Origin of the sequence: Shewanella maritima (genome assembly GCF_043643735.1) — a bacterium.
Lineage (GTDB): Bacteria > Pseudomonadota > Gammaproteobacteria > Enterobacterales > Shewanellaceae > Shewanella > Shewanella maritima_A.
The window spans coordinates 432,506-448,426 of sequence record NZ_JBHZSM010000002.1 but is presented as its reverse complement, the minus strand read 5'-3'; the positions used below and the strand labels follow the sequence as shown (position 1 = coordinate 448,426).

At 39.6% G+C, this 15,921-nt stretch carries 15 protein-coding genes; 4 read left to right on the top strand and 11 right to left on the bottom strand.

Annotated features, from left to right (window positions below; all coding sequences use genetic code 11):
• Positions 1-136 precede the first annotated feature (136 nt).
• Positions 137-316 carry a hypothetical protein gene (locus tag ACHUGF_RS04085; protein WP_394129506.1) on the top strand — a complete coding sequence of 60 codons (180 nt, stop codon included), beginning with the start codon at positions 137-139 and terminating at the stop codon, positions 314-316.
• A gap of 128 nt (positions 317-444) precedes the next feature.
• Here the strand turns inward: ACHUGF_RS04085 and ACHUGF_RS04080 are convergent, their stop codons facing one another.
• The 11 genes from ACHUGF_RS04080 to ACHUGF_RS04030 all read right to left on the bottom strand — a co-directional run bounded on the left by ACHUGF_RS04080 (position 445) and on the right by ACHUGF_RS04030 (position 11,229).
• Positions 445-885: an AAA family ATPase gene (locus ACHUGF_RS04080; protein WP_394129505.1), complete on the bottom strand. Its 441-nt coding sequence runs from the start codon at positions 883-885 to the stop codon at positions 445-447.
• Positions 882-1,181, bottom strand: coding sequence for an AAA family ATPase (locus tag ACHUGF_RS04075; RefSeq protein ID WP_394129546.1), 300 nt, complete (start codon positions 1,179-1,181; stop codon positions 882-884). The genes ACHUGF_RS04080 and ACHUGF_RS04075 overlap by 4 nt, the downstream gene beginning before the upstream one ends.
• A 134-nt stretch (positions 1,182-1,315) precedes the next feature.
• On the bottom strand, positions 1,316-2,200 hold the full coding sequence (locus ACHUGF_RS04070) for an AAA family ATPase (RefSeq protein ID WP_394129545.1): 885 nt from the start codon (positions 2,198-2,200) through the stop codon (positions 1,316-1,318).
• Positions 2,201-2,376: 176 nt separating this feature from the next.
• Positions 2,377-2,649, bottom strand: coding sequence for an AAA family ATPase (locus ACHUGF_RS04065; RefSeq protein WP_394129504.1), 273 nt, complete (start codon positions 2,647-2,649; stop codon positions 2,377-2,379).
• A 68-nt stretch (positions 2,650-2,717) separates the two neighbouring features.
• Positions 2,718-3,215: a hypothetical protein gene (locus ACHUGF_RS04060; protein ID WP_394129503.1), complete on the bottom strand. Its 498-nt coding sequence runs from the start codon at positions 3,213-3,215 to the stop codon at positions 2,718-2,720.
• A 39-nt stretch (positions 3,216-3,254) separates the two neighbouring features.
• Positions 3,255-3,512, bottom strand: a complete 258-nt coding sequence (locus ACHUGF_RS04055; RefSeq protein WP_394129502.1) for a hypothetical protein — start codon at positions 3,510-3,512, stop codon at positions 3,255-3,257.
• 297 nt (positions 3,513-3,809) lie between these two features.
• Positions 3,810-6,284: an RHS repeat-associated core domain-containing protein gene (locus ACHUGF_RS04050; protein ID WP_394129501.1), complete on the bottom strand. Its 2,475-nt coding sequence runs from the start codon at positions 6,282-6,284 to the stop codon at positions 3,810-3,812.
• A 26-nt stretch (positions 6,285-6,310) separates the two neighbouring features.
• Positions 6,311-8,080 carry a hypothetical protein gene (locus ACHUGF_RS04045; protein WP_394129500.1) on the bottom strand — a complete coding sequence of 590 codons (1,770 nt, stop codon included), beginning with the start codon at positions 8,078-8,080 and terminating at the stop codon, positions 6,311-6,313.
• 12 nt (positions 8,081-8,092) lie between these two features.
• Positions 8,093-8,923, bottom strand: a complete 831-nt coding sequence (locus ACHUGF_RS04040) for a fibronectin type III domain-containing protein (RefSeq protein ID WP_394129499.1) — start codon at positions 8,921-8,923, stop codon at positions 8,093-8,095.
• Positions 8,924-9,254: 331 nt separating this feature from the next.
• Positions 9,255-9,833, bottom strand: coding sequence for an LON peptidase substrate-binding domain-containing protein (locus tag ACHUGF_RS04035; protein ID WP_394129498.1), 579 nt, complete (start codon positions 9,831-9,833; stop codon positions 9,255-9,257).
• A gap of 334 nt (positions 9,834-10,167) precedes the next feature.
• Complete coding sequence (locus ACHUGF_RS04030) at positions 10,168-11,229, bottom strand: alpha/beta hydrolase (RefSeq protein WP_394129497.1); 1,062 nt, start codon at positions 11,227-11,229, stop codon at positions 10,168-10,170.
• 332 nt (positions 11,230-11,561) lie between these two features.
• Between ACHUGF_RS04030 and ACHUGF_RS04025 the strand changes: the two genes are divergently transcribed.
• The 3 genes from ACHUGF_RS04025 (at position 11,562) to ACHUGF_RS04015 (ending at position 15,881) form a co-directional block, all read left to right on the top strand.
• Positions 11,562-13,877 (top strand): aminotransferase class V-fold PLP-dependent enzyme, encoded by a 2,316-nt coding sequence (locus tag ACHUGF_RS04025; RefSeq protein WP_394129496.1) that lies wholly within the window; start codon positions 11,562-11,564, stop codon positions 13,875-13,877.
• 259 nt (positions 13,878-14,136) lie between these two features.
• Positions 14,137-15,057, top strand: a complete 921-nt coding sequence (locus ACHUGF_RS04020; RefSeq protein ID WP_394129495.1) for a manganese-dependent inorganic pyrophosphatase — start codon at positions 14,137-14,139, stop codon at positions 15,055-15,057.
• A gap of 272 nt (positions 15,058-15,329) precedes the next feature.
• On the top strand, positions 15,330-15,881 hold the full coding sequence (locus tag ACHUGF_RS04015) for a protein tyrosine phosphatase family protein (RefSeq protein ID WP_394129494.1): 552 nt from the start codon (positions 15,330-15,332) through the stop codon (positions 15,879-15,881).
• Positions 15,882-15,921: the final 40 nt, after the last annotated feature.

Here is a 15,921-nt window from a genome sequence, read left to right as displayed (position 1 = left end):
TATTAGTTGACTACTACACAAAACATAAAAATTGTAACCATTGTAAGGTTACAATTTTTTGGCAAATCAATGCCATAATTAAGCCCTATTACAGTTACGAATTTACTTAGAGTTTACAGGTGTAAGGCAAGCAACGATGAAAATCGAAAACCCACAGACACTCAAACAAGCGTTAGCCAACGTGAAACTTGAAAACTTGTCCCCATCCCCGAAAGTAACTGAACTTCTTCAACAAGTATTAACGGATAAAAGCGTTGATACCGAGGATATAATAGGCTTATTGCGTGCGGCACACCGCCCTGATGAAGAGTGCTAAAACACTGTAAAGCGAATCACCTTGATTAAAAAGCCAGCTTCCGCTGGCTTTGGATTGAGAGGAAACGTTTAGTTATTTCTCTGTTTTTTCTCCGACATTCTTTAACAGATTCAATCCAATTAGCTGTTTTAATAATCGGAATTACCAACCATCATATCGTAATGGCCAAGTTGCCCAGCTTTGTCAAAAATATCTCTAAATACACGCAAATAGGCTTCATTAGTCTGCTCACCATGATTAATATATAAATCATCATGTATTGAATGAGGAGCATCATTAACCCATGAAAACAATGACTGACATATCAACTTATCACGACCATCAAATAGCGCACAAAACTCATCCTTGCTCATCCCAGCCCAAATCTTAAAATAGTTTTCAAGTATTCGGCGAAGCGAGTTTTGGAGGTTTACACTCGAAATGTTGCCACATTTAATGTCCTCCCAAAGCAGCTCATAGGCTGAACGTATTGGGTTGCTTTGACATCGCACTACAGTAGAGCCTTGCTCAAGCTTTTTTACTTGCCAAAAACTTTCTTCATTCAAAGCTCCATCCAAAGGGCGAGTCATGCTGAAGCTAATTCATTGTGGAAATAAACGTTACGTGTCAATACGAATACTTGCTTTATCTGCGAGTTCTCGTCTCTAGCCTCTTCCATCACACCTTTAATAAGACTACTAACAATATAGAGGATATCGCTATCTAAAGAAGAAATGGGGTCATCAAAAACAATAACTCGATTCGATGTAATGCCTGAAGGGTCTTGCGCTCCTATAATCAGGTAGAAAAAGTAAAGAAAAGTAATGAATGTTTTCTCGCCCTCACTTAATGAGTGAGCGGCATCCTCTCCATTAGCTCGTAAAATTTTATAGTGACGGCCTTCATCAGCTTCGCCAAGTAAAAACGAAGGAATCCAAATCTAAGTAATTAGTCATTTATAGCTGAAATAGTTGGCTGAATTGACGTCGTCTACCTTTCTAGCTCTTTAATTTGAGCCTTTCATTCCCTGACTTGCTCCTTTTTAGTCCTTAGGCTTTGTTCCATTCCTAATATAGTCTGCGTTAATCGGTTTTTAGTCGCCTGATATTGGCATAAGTCTTCATCCAATTCGCAGAGAACGTAGCGCCACACCTGAGAAGTTAATTTTTGCTTTTCGATGGTAAGGTTGCTGACTGTTAGATTATGAGCTGAAGTCGCTTCATTTGCTACTCTCACTAAATAACAAAGCTTGTCTAGCAGTGGCTTTATAGGCTCTAATTCAATTTTTCTGCTTGGCTCTTCTAACTTAACCGTCGGCTTAGCCTTATTCCCATTTAGCCTCTCAACCAATGTTTGCGCTTCAGCAGAATATAGTTCGTCATTCAGGAATTGATTTCCTTGCTCCAAATTGGACTGAATGGCTGCTTGCAACTGTTCGCTTGAGATTTGATAACGTGTCGCTAATTGTTGAAGGGCTTCAATATCATTGTCATAAGCATCACTAAAGAATTCATCCAAACTTTTAGCAAAATCAGCGACTGTAGTTTGCTGACAAAATGGACAGGTTGTTGGATCTTTTTGATGGTACTGGCGACCTTGTTGCACCCAGTCACTGTTACCAAGTTGCTCAATAAGACTCGCGATGTCGACATCTTGATTACCAACAATCACTTTTTGTAGCAGCTCATTCTCTTCTATTTCTATTAAGTCGTTTGCAGATAAACCACGTAAAAGGTTAACTTGTTCGACGCCTTCTGCAAAAACAGTTTGAGCTTTACCTTTCAACTCATCTAAAGTGAACAAATCAGCAATATTTGACGCCGCTTCCGCCAGTACTTTATTTTTAAATTTATCAGCGCTACTCCTTACGCCCGTGAAGGCATCTTGAAAGTATTTGTCATGAATCTGTTTTTGCTTAAAGCACCTTCTCGAATGTCAGGCCCGAGGTCTTGAAGCTCTTTACGTTTGCCGACCCGCCCTTCATCCCCATCCAATTGAATATTTAAACGAGCAATTTGGCCGTTTACTTTGTCAATTTCAGGCTTAAGAGCTGCAATTTTCTGTTCAGCTTCTACCTGATTCTAGCCTAAAGTGAAAACGCCCTGTAAAGCCCTTTCTTGGTTGAAATTACGTTCTACGAAGTCACGGTTATACACCATCCTTTCTAACGCAATATCCCCCTGCCAAGATAGGGGACAATGTGAATAGCCATCGCTGCCTGCTATAACTCGGCTAATTGTAGTCTTACCTGTCCCATTAGCACCGAATATAAAATTGATTGTCCGTAGATCAGTGAGCGATACTTGATTTATATACGTCGCTACTGTTGGCACTATGTGGATTTCCTTGATCATATGTCTTCCCTTAGCGACTAATTAAAAAGCCTCGACTAGCGAGGTTTTGGATTCAAAACGAAACATGTTTATTCAATTTGCTCGAATGAAATTCCTTTATAATGAGTCTCTAGAATTTTAATCTCTGATTCAACGACCCCAAATATTGTTTTTCCAGAAGAACGACTCTTGTAAAGACTACCGTCAGAAGATCTCAAATAGTGCTCAGAGTCATAAAGAAAAGTAGCTCGTTTTCCTTGATTTTCAATCATCACATTCTCTGATATCGCATTCTCTTTTTCTAGCGAGAACGGGCACTCCAACATCACTTCACGAATTGCTGTTAAAGCTTCACTATATTTCTGTTCAGTTATCATTTGATCGCTACCATTCAATATATAATTAAAAAACTTGGTGTCTTTAATGTAATACTTCGTAGCATTTTTAAAATCACAATCGCTTGTGGCTTTCATTATTTGATCATTGATTTCATTTACCTTTTCAACTGTAATATATTGTTCAGCGGCAAGGTAGAAAGGGGATATCAGTAAACTTATATTGATAAACCAATTAAAATTTCCTTTCATTCTTTCCTCTTAACAGTTGCGTAAAAGCAATTACCCAATTCATATACTAAACATTACACTTCCACTCTTAAAGTAGACATGAATGACTAAGCCCAAACAAACAAAAGCTGCTCCCATAGCACGAGCCTTCCATCCATTCAGCGATATTTCTTTTTGATGTGATGGAGCTTTTTCAACAATAGTGTTAATTCCTTGTTTTCCTGCCCCTAATTGAAGCTCAATCCTTCCTTTTATAATTGAATTGACCCCAAACAGTAAAAACAAAATTACTGCTATATCAGATTCATAAAAATTCATTTTGTGTCTTTCTTAATTTAATGTACACATATAAGCTTCCAACAAACGGGCATAGTAAAGCTATGAAAAATAGTTTCGCGGCATTCATTGAGTCTAAAAGTCTTCGATTAAAAATAATAAACCCTAGTGGATAAATACTCACAATTATTGTTACTCCCCAAAACAAAATACCAAGGTATTTTGAGTAATCATCAACGCTTATTCCACCATCAACAGATACAGAATAAGCGATAATGCTGGTAAGAAGAATCGCCCACGTTAAAATAAGGTTCTTCCAAATTTTCAATTTAACTACCTCTAATTTAGTGTTTTAGTGTCTACTTCTAATTCGACTTTTATTAGGCCCACATGAGCACCAACTTTTACCTTGCCTTCGTTGTTTACAGAAGTAGGATTTAAACTTAATGTTCCTGTAACCTTAGCTCCCTCTATTTTACCTGAAACAGTACCATTTTGAGGTTGAACTAATGCTTCAGCCTTAGCCAACTGTAATTGACCGCTCATGGTACCTGAAGCGTTACTCGCATTTAAACCTGCATCTGCTGAAAATTCAATTCCTTGGGCACTCGGGTCACTAGTCATAACACTAGATACTGCTAATGAACCGCCAGCATCAAATGAACCAACCCCCGGCATATTTTGCGCTTTTACTTGCAATCCGGCCCCAAAACCAACTTTTAATGTACTAGCAGAAGCAATCTTTCCTGCTGTTTGACTTGCTTGCCTAATTCCTTTCTGTCCACCTAAACTTTGAACCATTCCTTGAGGATTGTATGAACTTTCCCCTGTCGGATCGGTCAGGTTAATTGGATCATTATGCACATAAGCATAAAGATTCATCTGATCTTCATAACCTACAGGGTCAGTCTGAAGGAATCGCCCTAGCTTTGGATGATAAATCCGTGCTTTGTAGTGATAAAGTCCCGTATTGGGGATAGCCAACTGTCCCGTAAAGCCATATAGATTATTATTTTCATTATCTGCAACACCATATGCGCTGTAGTTAGTTTTCCCTGTGTAACCAAAAATATTGCTTAAAGCTACAAGTGACCCTAAATGATCAAAGTGCAATCGATAACCGCTATCAAATCCAGAGCCATCGTACCTTACTAATGGCTGTTTGGACTGTGGTGATAACAAATAACGATGATTTATAGAGTCTTGGCCATTATAAGCAACCAGTAATGTATCGCCCAAATACAAAAATTTAGTTGTTATATCATTACTTCTCCAGTTGTCTAATCGTCCCAGCGGATCATATGAAATACTGACATTATCTCCGTTACCTGCAATCGTTATTAACTTGTTCTCATTATCATATGTATACGTGTAATGGCCATCATAGGTTAAGTTGCCATTATCGCTATATTCAAAATCGGTACCACTAACAGAAGTATATTGATTTAATCCGTTAACTTGGTAATCATGACCGGTATCTGTACTACTGTCATATTGATAACCTGAATTAGACTTTGACAACGTTTCTATCTGACTGCTGGGGGTATAATCTATTATTGTCTCATTTTCTACACTGTTGTTTAGATTGCTCATAGAAAGCAATGTGGTGCGGCCAAAGTCATCAAAATCAAACTCTACCCCCATTCCTAACAAGGAAGATATATTTTGCAGAATGCCATGTTCATCATACGTATTTTTAATTATATTAACTTGCTGATTACTCCTAGTGACTGAGTCTAAGTTGCCATCTGCTTTATGTATTGTTTGAAAGGTAACGTTATCAGGGTAAGTAATTGACTGTTGAAAGCCACGATAGTCGTAGTCTAGCGTAATACGTTTATTTAGGTTTGCATTGTATTCTTCTGTTACGTTACCCAACACATCGTATTCATAGTGTATTTGTGTGTTAAGGTTATTGTTAAAATAAATTGACTTAAGCAAGCCAGAATTATAGTACTTGTATTTTTTGTTTCGTAAACCTGTTACAGATTTTACACTTATTCGCCCCATAGAGTCGTAGGTGTTATTTATTATGGCGCCATTTCTTAACCTGTTCGATTCCTGTAAGCCATTATTGTTATAGGTGTATTCTTCAAAGTCATTAACATTGTGCTGACCAACTGATGTTTTACTTGGGAAATATATATAATGTAACTGAGCGTCATCATAGTATGTGTATTCAGTTTTATTGCCAGAAGCATCTGTAACAGACTTTACTAATCCATTATCGTAATACAAAGTCGATTTATAGGTCTGTTCAATAGGAGTATGATAAGCCTTAACTATATTGAGAATTTTACCAGTATCGTTGTATTCATACTTAGTAATTCTATCAGGTCCAAAATTTCCCTGATTGCCAAGTGTACATGCGTCTAGATTCATTGATGCCATGGTAGCTTTATTCATCCTGACAGTTTGGCAGAGTAACCTAAACTTTTCATCGTAAGAAAAGTCTGTTCGAGACTGTATTTCGTCTTCGGAGTCGGCAAGTAAAGTAGATGATTTCATCCCGAAATCATTATACTGATAATGTGTTTTTGAAATTATATGGAAGTTTGGCCAATCTACAGGTGAAACCTCATTCCCTTGCCATGATAAAAGTGTCCCAGATTCAGAAGTTTCTAGATGGCCATTGTCATTGTAATGATAGCGTGTAGCTGAAATACGCGAATCAATTGGGTCTTGTGAAATTTCACCTAATATACGCCCACCAGTACTATAACGTTTTGATATTCCATCACTAGGACTTGAATGTGCAGTTAATGTCACAACTAGCAGCGTCAAAGCTGATAAACAACCTTTAAAAGTAATCATAAACTTTTCCCTGTATTAATTTGTTATTAAAGGCATTGCCCACTAGAAGGAAGGGGATATTCTGAAATTTGTCGACCCAAATCATCATACTGGTAACACAACTTATGGGACGATGATGAGTCAACGGTTGTTACAGAAGATAAATTTAAATTATAGGGCTCGTAACTATAGGAAGTGGTGATTTGATCTGAGCTACAAGTCTCTGATTTTGAAAAATGGCACTGCGTTTGATAATCAAGCAGATAGATACCATCTAAATAGTTAGCCAGTTGACCATTAGATTTCAAATATTGAGCAAAGTACTTTTTATAATAGAAATGTTCGACACTATTGTCTGGGTGTGTAACTTTTTTTATGCCACCATGTGCAGGATAATATTGATAGTTAGTTTTATGGTAAACACCATTAGAGGACCAGTTAGATGTCCATATTGGCTTATTACAGTATTTTCTATTTGTGGAGCTACATGCTGATGGATACTCAGCTTCTCTCGAATATACCCCGTCTTTAGTTATTTTAGTAATGTTCCCTCTATCATCATATTCATAGGAAAAAGATGATGCTGTACTTTTGTCTTTTGAGGTATATGTTTTAATTTGCGATTGCCAATCTTCACTAAATACAATCGTAGTATTCCATGTATCTATCTTTTCAGGGGTACCTCTATCTAAATCAAAATCAGCATAGTTGAACGATTGATAGCCACCAGAAGAAGCTTTTGATAATCCATAAGCCGAAACTATATTGTTAAAATCATAACCAATATTGTCATTACCGCTATAGGCTCTATTTAGCTCAACTTTATATTGTGTTACATCAGCTCCACCTAAAAACTTCTGATCGTCATAAATATCATACTTATATTCATACTCAATGGTTTTTCCACCAGGACTAACAATTTTTGTTAAAAATTGAAAGCCATTTGTTGTAACATTTCCATAGATATCTGTATAAGATAAATCAGGGATAATTCGATGAAACTCTGTCTCAACTCCATCTGGATCTGTAATGGTTTGAATTCTATTGCTAGGACCAGGATTAGAGGGGTGAGGTCTTGAAGAAAGTGTTAATTTCGGCCATTTGTCATCTGCGCAACCTTGACTATAACATTTCAATTTTGAAAGGTTTAGACCAATAATATTATCTATGTAGCTTGTAGTTCCATCAATTACAACTGATGCCGTGTCAGTATAAATACCATACCCAGTATTGGTTTCTTCAATAGTTACACGCTGTCCTGCTTCCTCTCTAAGCCTAAATGTTTTTTTAAATCCGTTTGGTGCTAACGCATGAATAATTTTTCCAGAAGGTAGGTTATGCCCAGCTAATTTTTCAGGTTTTGTATACAAGAGTTCTGTACCATCAGCAGTAGTCAGCAATAGCTGTCCATTAACCTGCTTTTCAAGTGTGTAAGATAAATCACTCAAAGATGTATATGTACCATCATCATTGATTTTAAACCTTGCAGTTACATCGCCTGAAAAAGTTATATGATGTTCATCAGGGTCTGTAATATTCGGATATGGATCTACTTCTTTAAACGAGCTCGAGCGAAATCCTGTAAAACCGACACTTCGATGGGTAACTAAAAAGCCAGTGCTAATACTGTTTGCATTACCCAAACTGATTGATTCAGGTGTATACATAACTCCTTGATAAGTCATACTTACGTGATGACGATCTACCAATGAGTACTTCTCAGTGTTAAGAGCAGTGTCAACTGTATTTGAAGCAAACACAGATGTATTTGTATATGCACATAGTGAAACTGCATATAGCATCATCCTTAATTTCATTAGCATATTCCTTTAATTTTTTTCTACAGAAGTCCTGTTTCCAGCTGGGTCGTAATTAAATGTTTTTTCTGTCACTGAGTCTTTTTTAATGATATGAAGGCGCCCAAGCGCATCATATTCATAGGTCATTTGAACGTATCCGGGGAGGATGATAGGTGAAGTGTAGCTACTGCACTCGGTACTGAAGTTAATGACTCGGCATGCAGCGACTCTAAATTGATAAGTACTTAAGTCTACAGAATACTCTGTTGAGGTGCTGGTTCCATTATAAATGTTCTTAAAGTTTTCATTTCCCTTTTTTGCTTGTAACTTATATTTTTCTGCCCCAGAAACTGATGACCAACTAAGAATTACAGTTTCCTCATTTTTCTCTAATGTTAGATTCCCTGGGGGAGAGAGTTGTTCAGAAACTAGGATGCTTTGACCATATTGACTACAGTTCGACAAATAGCAACCTCGAATTCTATAATAATATTGAGGGTTAACTTTACCTGATAATACGGTTGTTTTAGGGTCATAAACGTGTATACAGTCACTCGGTCCGTTAAAGTCTGGAGTCACTGATGTAGAAGATGATTGTAGCTGGAGTTGTGATGAGTAAGGTGAATAGCCACCTCCTGAATCCCCAGCACCTGAATATACTGTATACCAATTAATTCCATTTACTGATTCTTGGATATTAAACTGATTTTGATTAGCTCCACAGGCTGGCTGCCATTCTAGGTGAACTAGGCTTCCTTGCTTACTGCCAGTCAAACTCGGAGCAGAGGAAGTTATAATGGGGGCTGCTAAAACAGTATTAGAAATGAATAAAACAAACAGAAAAATCCCTGATATTTTCATATATTACATCATCCTTAATGTTATTTAGTTATTTTTTATACAACACCTCACCCCAGCCCGTCAACACAGCGTTAACATTTTAGCGATAAGTCGATAACACCATATTGTGACATAGTTCGTTTACGTCAGCAGCTTAAGAGCCTATATCACCACTGAATAAGTCAGGTATTACCAAAAATATATAGTTATTCCATACAAGTTAAACTACTTCAATTTAACTAGATGGAATAACACTTTCTACTCATGAAACACTTAATACTTTTGGTTCATTATAACTCTGTGGAGTGCAAACCGATCTAGGGGTTATCATTTGTAACTTTTCAATAGCAACTTACGCATCTACATGAGATTTAAGCAATTGCAGCACAAAGTCCATGGTTTTATGGCAGTTCGGTTGATCAGCTAGCATGATTTTATCGCGGTTATACATGGGCAACACTTCTAACCAACGTTGGCTGACCCAAGATGCGTCTTCAAGGTGTATGTGGGAATATAAATCTAGTAAGTCGGGGTTAACTTGATAGAACTGCTCTAACGCGGCACTGATAATAGCAAACTCACCTTCAATGGGCTCATGGCGCCAGTTTGGGCATGCTAATGTCCGAGCTATCCATGAACCATCTCGTTGCTGCGCTGCTGATAATATCTTGACGCGTTGATGCCCTTCTAGCACCACGCTAAGCGAGCCATCTTCTAATTGATGAAAATCGATAATGTCGCACTGCGTTGCAGTGATATAGCATGGGAGGTCGGCGTTGCTTCTCAGCGCACCAAAAGCCAGAGGGAAGTGCCCTTTTAACACACGAGCGATTAACTTTAGTTCAGCGGGGTTAGCCACACGCACTTCAATTCTACCACTGGGTAGCAGCACGGCATCTTCAACCAGTAAAGCCATTTCTTGAGATAGCATGATAACCTCCTCCCCTTACGGGTGCTCAGCTTCCTTGTGTCTTGCTTTCCCTCTTGTGCGGTGACGGTCAACGTCACAAAATACAAAAACCTAAAGTTCAATATAATAATACCGATTGGTATAAGTGTAGCACTGGTCAAATATTCAACAACTCTTCCAAGCGCCACTGCAAAGCTGGAATCGACCTTATCTATAGAGACCGTTTAATATAAGATAAGATTTCAACATACGGTTAACGTGTTGAATTATCGATATAAAACTAGATAGTCACCAATGTGTATGATGGCCTAAAAGCGATACTTTCTGCACCAATATCAAGTTTATAAATGTCACACTAATCATGTATTCGTTGTACATGTGCCATCAACTGATTGCTGGCAATTATCTCGTGTAACTCTTCAGCAAGCTGCCAACTACTTTTAGCCGAGGCTAACCAAAAGTCGATTCGCTCTTGAGTTTCGAGCTGACTAAAGTCATTACGGTCAGGGATTTTTGCTTTAGACAATTGCTGAATAAATGCATCAGTTGGCGCTAAAATCACGGCATTATGTAGATTGGATGCAGCCTTACGCCATGGCAGTGACTTATCAAACCAACCTGGGCTGACTTGTGGATAAAAATGTGGATATAAACTCAGACCGGCTTTAGGCGGCAGCGGCATATCAAAATGATAATCGGTGATGCCACCATCATAATATTTGCCCTTAGGTAAGCCAAAAATATCCCTCACAGGGTTAAGAAGTAATGGAATAGCGCCTGTTGCCATCAATGTAGATTGGAGGTTTTGTTCGGTCAATTGCGCTTGGCGCGTGGGTAAATCGGATAGAGACGCAAATGGTGAGAGTGTATCTTGGTGGCTCACTATTACTCGCTCAAAATGCAATTTAACACTGCGGCGGCTCATAATATTAGTCGCAGCAGTTAACGCCAACCCTAAACCAAGACCCGCTTTGGCTCTGATTTTATTTAACCCTCGGGCACGGCACACAACAAAGTGAGATCGAATTATCTCATTACTGACAATATCAGCCCCTTGTTGTTCGCCTAATACACCAGTAATAATTCGACTGACTTGCTCGTTAACCTGCTGACGGCTGGGCTTTGTTTCATAGCGCTGGTGAACATAATGCTCAATCAAACGTTCATAAGCCGCTTTTGGATTTTGCTGAGCAAAACAAGCGATGCGCCACGCCCCAGAAGATGCACCCATGGTGTAAAGAGGCTGATCGCGATCGGCAAAAAACTCACTAAATAAGTATTGATCTAAACCTGCTATCGATAACCATTTAGGCCCACCTGATGCAGCAAAAAGCTGAGTAAAAAGCGACTGTTGAAATCCGTGTTGCTCAAGTTGAGTATAGGCTGTTGGGCCAGCTAGTATTTGTAACGCTGCCAAAGTTCGTTCCTTGTTATTTGCGCATGCTTACTCATTTAATACCAAACAGCATCAAGCGTAAATTATTCATTGCATTAGATTTGTTCTGATTATCATACGATGCCTTGCCATTGTCGATAACCAGCTCTGCAAACACCAATACATAGGCATTTTTCCACGCTCTGCTTTATCTTCTTCGTGATTCCATAGACTCTGTAAAGTTAGCTTTCCTCTCTGTTCACACCCAGCAAAATGTGATCTTGATCAATATTCACAAGCTGCTAATATAACCACAAGAAATTAGTTATAACAAAAAGTAATATAACAACTAGTCAACCTATGAGCCTCTAGCAATGAACAAGTCATCACCTTTAAGTCAGATTTATCTCGATGCAAACGCCACCACGCCTGTACTTCCGCAAGCAGCTGAAGCCGCACTAAACAGTATGAAAGTATTGTTTGGTAACCCGAGTAGTAGTCATGTCACCGGCCTCAAAGCCAAAGACTTAATGGAAACTACGCGTCAAAATGCCCGCAAGGTCATTGGTGCGGAAACTGGGCAGCTTATTTTCACCAGTGGTGCCACTGAAGGCATTCAAACAGCGATCATTTCAGCTTTAGTTGAAGCAAAAAAACATATTGAACCCAACAAGCAGTACAGCCTACTTTATGGTGCAACTGAACATAAAGCGGTACCAGAATCGTTAAAGCATTGGAACGATATTTTAGGTATCCATGCAGAGTTAAAAGCCATTCCAGTCGATACATTCGGCAACTTAGATACGCAATTTATTGCTGATGAAGCACCTAACGCGCTAATGATTTGCACCATGGCAGTGAACAATGAAACTGGTGTATACCAAGACTTAGCAGCGTTAGAGCAAGTGATACGCAATGCAAACAGTCAGATATTTTGGATGGTAGATTGCGTACAAGCGCTAGGTAAAACCGCACTCAACCTCTCAGACACCAGCATAGATTATGCGCCGTTTAGTGGTCACAAGCTGTATGCGCCAAAGGGCATTGGTTTTATCTATATTCGCCAAAGTGCACCTTTTACTTCAATTATTGCTGGCGGCGGCCAAGAAAGCGGCTTGCGCTCAGGGACAGAAAACCTGCCCGGCATGGCGGCAATCAATGTGATTTTTGAAATGCTATTAGATACAAAAACGAGTGCTTTTGCTGACATCACTACCCTTAGAGGTTACCAAAGTCAGTTAATGGCCACTTTAACAAGCGTGTTCCCTGACGTTGTATTTAACCACAGTGTTGAAAACAGTGTGCCGACCACCATCAACTTTGCGATTGAAGGCTTCAGCAGTAAAGAGATCATGGACCTATTTGATGCGGCAAATATCCGTGTTAGCTCAGGTTCTGCATGTTCATCTAAAGTCACCCGCAGCTTTGTGCTAGATGCAATGGGGTTACCTGCGTGGCAAAGTGAGTCTGCTATTCGTATGTCTTTTGGTCCTGCAATGACTCAAGCTCAAGTGGATGAGGCCTGCCAACGCATTCAATCGGCCGCTAAAGCGCTCACCCATAGCTGTATGATTTTAGACAGCAGCGAGATAAATACCTCACAACCATTGAATGGCCTAGTGCAACTGCGTTCAGGCTCAAACTGCACTTGGGTATACGCCGATCAACAAAGCAAACAAGCCTTTATTATTGATCCTCTGCCCGATCTTAACGATCGATTAGATACCTTATTGCAATGTCAGCAACTTGAGTTAGTCGCCATCATTGATACTCACGGTCATGCCGATCATCAATCAGGTCGCGGTTTTATCGCTGATAAATATTTAGCTTCACAGCAAGCGGATGCGCTCGGCTGGCCAACGCAAAGCCAAGCATCCATTAATAGTCATGTGAGTGGTTATCACACTGTGATGATTGAAGGGCAACTGCTGCAATACATTAATATTGGCCAACAATGGTTAGTCAAAGTGCCTACACCAGGGCATACCGATGACAGTATGTCGTTGTTATTGTGTCAGCCCTTTACTGAGATAAGCGAGATAGCGCAACAATGTCAGTTCGCTTTCTGTGGCGATACTATTTTAATGGGCAGTTTAGGGCGCACAAACTTTGAATCGAGTAGTGCCAGCGATATGCACACCAGCTTAAAGCTTCTGCATCGTTTAATTGGCAGTAACACGCTTATTTGCGCCAGTCATGATTACAATAATGAGTTCACCACGCATTTATCTGCCGAATGTATGCGTAACCCTTTATTACGCGACACCTTAAATGGCCAGCTAGATATCGAAGAGTTTGAAGTGTTAAAGGCTGAACTTGATAGCCACTTATGTGATCAAGCAGGCAGTGAAATCATGTGCGGCGCATTAACTGATAGTCAATTATCAGGGTTACCTGTAGTTGAGTATAATCAGCTCAGTTTGCATGCTGCTATGGCGAGTGAAGAGATATCCTTGATTGATATCCGCGAACCTCATGAGTACGCATTGCAGCCCCCTCAAGATTCAAGTGAAAATGTACCACTCACTCGCCTTGTTCAGTTCATACAACAGCAACAACATAAAAAACATCATAAGTGGGTATTAGCTTGCCGCAGTGGCACACGTTCATACCTAGCAGCACAAGCAATGCAGCGCTTAGGTTTCGATAACGTAGCTCACCTAAAAGGCGGCTATGCATTGACGAGTTAGTCCATTTCCTATTACAAGTCAGGTTGCAGTCCTTTGTTAGACAACAACCTGACTTTTCGTTTCTCATTTCCCTACATCTATCGCCTACGTATATCTACTCATTCAAAGTGTATTCCTAATGATGGTGAGCAACAGACACTGCTACGCTATGCACTGAATTCTCCCAAATAGCCGTACTCAAACACTATCGACGTTTTAGTTATTGGTCACTTGCCTATTTCTTGTTAAAATCGCTGCAAATATATAGGAGCCTTAAAAAATGCCAATGTATGTTGTGGGTCATAAGATCCCTGATTCTGATTCAATTTGCGGTGCGATTGCACTGGCTTACTTAAAAAACCAAATTGATGAGCCAGCTGTGGCGACTCGTTTAGGTGATGTATCACCTGAAACTGCGTTCATTCTTGACCGTTTTGGCTTTGAAGCCCCAGCGCTGAAAGAAAGCTATGCTGGAGAAGAAGTTTACATTGTTGACCATTCAGAACTCACTCAAGCACCAGACGATATTAGCGATGCAACCATCGTGGGTATTGTTGATCACCACAAACTAGGTGATTTAACCACTTCTACACCGCTTGAATGTTGGATCCGCCCTGTAGGTTGCTCTAATACAGTGATTAAAATGATGTACGATTTCTACCAAGTAGACATTCCAGCTAACATTGCTGGCATCATGTTATGTGCCATCCTAAGTGACACGGTTATCTTCAAATCACCGACTTGCACTACAGCTGATATCCGCTGTGTTGAAGCATTAGCTGAAATCGCTGGCGTTGAGGACTTCAAAGCTTTGGGTATGGAAATGTTCAAAGTAAAATCTGCAGTAGATGGTACGCCAGCACGCGACTTAGTCATGCGTGATTTTAAAGACTTCAACATGAATGGTAACCTAGTGGGTATCGGCCAACTTGAAGTGACTGATCTTGCAGTATTTGACAACATCAAAGCTGATTTAGAATCTGACATCGCTAAACTAAAAGCTGAAGGTAACCGCCACAGTGTTATTTTACTGCTAACCGACATCATGCAAGAAGGTAGCGAGCTGTTAGTTGTTTCTGACGATACTTCAATCGTTGAAAAAGCCTATGGCAAGCAACTAGCCGACGGTAAAGTTTGGTTAGATGGTGTATTAAGCCGTAAGAAGCAAGTAGTACCGCCACTACAAGATGCTTTTGCTTAAGTAACACTTGATACCTAATATAAAAAGCAGAGCCTTGGCTCTGCTTTTTACATTTAGCATAAAATAAAGTGATGTAAGACTAATAGTAATAAATTCCTCTTACTATTTCCCCCATGAACATAGCTGAAGTCTTCATTTTTAAAGCTTCCTCCAATCTGGATAAATATATTGTTACTTTTCCACTGAATGTTTAAAAGATTATTTGTCTAAAATAAGAAATCATCAAAAATTAGCTATAGCGCATATATATCAAACATATACAGGGAATCAACATGTCACTTATTCAACTCGTCAGAACAGCCATGATTTTCGCACTAACATTTAGTGCTATGCCAGCCGTTGCAGATATCACATCCAGTGAACTTCCTGCTGTAAAAGCATTAAAAATCAATAACCCACAAGTTGTCACAGCAGGCTTACCTACTGAGGCACAATTTTCAGCACTGGCGAACGCAGGCGTGGAAGTGGTAATCAATCTTATTCCTACTGACAATACTCATTACCTAGACAGCGAGCCAGATCTAGTTCAGCAAGCAGGCATGACTTATGAAAATATTGAGGTGGATTGGCAACAACCACAACTTGCCGATGTGCAGCAGTTCATCAAGCTAATGGATCAGCATAAAGGGAAGTCAGTATTGGTACACTGCGCAGCTAACTATCGCGCCAGTGCATTTTATTATCTGTATCAACTGAGCCAAGGACTTGATGCGAGTGACAAGCAAATGCAGCAGTCGCTGTCACCTTGGGGCGACTTACAACAAAGCTTTGCTAAATACCCACAATGGCAAGCGCTGATTGAACAAGTAAAGCAGCAATACTAACCACAGGAAATGCTAATCAACCCAGACCGCACCTTTCATG

What these genes read in the sequence shown, in the direction of transcription:
- ACHUGF_RS04085 (WP_394129506.1), top strand. Translation starts at nt 137, where the DNA reads ATGAAAATCGAAAACCCACAGACACTCAAACAAGCGTTAGCCAACGTG.
- ACHUGF_RS04080 (WP_394129505.1), bottom strand. Translation starts at nt 885, where the DNA reads ATGACTCGCCCTTTGGATGGAGCTTTGAATGAAGAAAGTTTTTGGCAA.
- ACHUGF_RS04065 (WP_394129504.1), bottom strand. Translation starts at nt 2,649, where the DNA reads ATGATCAAGGAAATCCACATAGTGCCAACAGTAGCGACGTATATAAAT.
- ACHUGF_RS04060 (WP_394129503.1), bottom strand. Translation starts at nt 3,215, where the DNA reads ATGAAAGGAAATTTTAATTGGTTTATCAATATAAGTTTACTGATATCC.
- ACHUGF_RS04055 (WP_394129502.1), bottom strand. Translation starts at nt 3,512, where the DNA reads ATGAATTTTTATGAATCTGATATAGCAGTAATTTTGTTTTTACTGTTT.
- ACHUGF_RS04050 (WP_394129501.1), bottom strand. Translation starts at nt 6,284, where the DNA reads ATGATTACTTTTAAAGGTTGTTTATCAGCTTTGACGCTGCTAGTTGTG.
- ACHUGF_RS04045 (WP_394129500.1), bottom strand. Translation starts at nt 8,080, where the DNA reads ATGAAATTAAGGATGATGCTATATGCAGTTTCACTATGTGCATATACA.
- ACHUGF_RS04040 (WP_394129499.1), bottom strand. Translation starts at nt 8,923, where the DNA reads ATGAAAATATCAGGGATTTTTCTGTTTGTTTTATTCATTTCTAATACT.
- ACHUGF_RS04035 (WP_394129498.1), bottom strand. Translation starts at nt 9,833, where the DNA reads ATGCTATCTCAAGAAATGGCTTTACTGGTTGAAGATGCCGTGCTGCTA.
- ACHUGF_RS04025 (WP_394129496.1), top strand. Translation starts at nt 11,562, where the DNA reads ATGAACAAGTCATCACCTTTAAGTCAGATTTATCTCGATGCAAACGCC.
- ACHUGF_RS04020 (WP_394129495.1), top strand. Translation starts at nt 14,137, where the DNA reads ATGCCAATGTATGTTGTGGGTCATAAGATCCCTGATTCTGATTCAATT.
- ACHUGF_RS04015 (WP_394129494.1), top strand. Translation starts at nt 15,330, where the DNA reads ATGTCACTTATTCAACTCGTCAGAACAGCCATGATTTTCGCACTAACA.